Consider the following 1,209-nt stretch of genomic DNA (forward strand, 5'->3'; position numbering starts at 1 on the left):
CGGCCCCATGGCGTCGATATGCAACGGGGAAGAGGAAGCCCCTGGCCCGCCGTTGAACGCAAAGATCACCGGCCGCATGGCATCGGCCGTGCCGCTGCGCAGATAGGCAATCGTGGAAATCGTGGCCGCCGGTTGCCCATCCGGTCCGCTCAGCACCTGCTGCTCGAACACGGCGTCATAGTCCAGCCGCCCGGCGGGCGTGGCCAGGGCGTGATGGCTCGTCGCCGGGGCAATCGGGCCGTCTGGCGCGGGCTGCGCGCCGGCCAGCAGCAGTGGCGCCAGCGCCAGGGCCGCCCGGTTCACCAGCATGCCCCGGCGGGTGGCGCAGCCCGTTGCCCCACTGGCGCAGCCCGTTGCCACTGCCAGCCATCGACATGCCCATGGGGCGTATCCCACTGCGCCGCCACGCGGGCAAAGCACGGGCCAAAGGCATCGGGGAGCGGATCGAGCGTGTCCGTGCCATCCAGGATCAGGCGCTTGAAGCGATCGCGCTCGCCCTCGTCGCCCAGCTCGCGCACGATCGCCGCCAGCCAGGCCTCGGTATCGAACCGCACGCCCTGCTCGCGCGACAGGAACAGCGGGAACAGCACGCTTTCGAGCGTGCGCTGGCCCTGGCTATGGGCGCGGATGCGCGCGTCCAGATCGTGGAAATACATCGCCGCGCGGTAATAGACGATGTGGCGCACCTCTTCATCGCCAAAGCCGATCTTGACCACATCGGCCGCCGCCATGTTGCGCGCCTTGCTGGTGAAGTAGCGCCGCGCCAGCTGGTTGACCGCCGCGAGATAGGCATCGGCGCTTTCAAAGCCGCCGCGCCATTGCAGATCGTCTTCGTAATAGGTGGTCAGCCCTTCGGAAAACCAGCTGGAAATGCCGCTGGGTGCGTCGATCTGGCCGGTCCACTGGTGGATCATCTCGTGAAAGAACAGGGAACTGGGCATTTCGCTCTGTTCACCCGGCGTCAGCGGACCGCGCGAGAGCATGAACGACTGATCCAGCGCGGTGCCACCGCCATAGGGCGCCGCGTCGCGGAACTGCACGAAGATGCGATAGGCGCGCTGGCCTTTCAGGTGGGGGAAATACCCTTGCAGATAGCGGTGCGCCGCCCCGGCCCGCGCCAGCGCCGTGGGCACATCGAACACCGGCTGGCCCAGCCAGGTCCCGGCAAAGCCGTCGCGCGTGCCTGTCGCCGGCCAGTGGCCCAGCGGC

2 pseudogenes are annotated in these 1,209 nt (G+C 68.3%); both read right to left on the reverse strand.

Going from position 1 to position 1,209, the window contains the following annotated elements:
- Positions 1–303, reverse strand: a pseudogene (locus H926_RS29295) (peptidase S10); the annotation flags it as partial.
- Positions 300–1,209: pseudogene (locus tag H926_RS0120270) on the reverse strand (hypothetical protein); the annotation flags it as partial. The pseudogenes H926_RS29295 and H926_RS0120270, both read right to left, overlap by 4 nt.

The sequence above is a fragment of the Novosphingobium sp. B-7 genome (assembly GCF_000410615.1).
GTDB classification, from domain to species: domain Bacteria; phylum Pseudomonadota; class Alphaproteobacteria; order Sphingomonadales; family Sphingomonadaceae; genus Novosphingobium; species Novosphingobium capsulatum.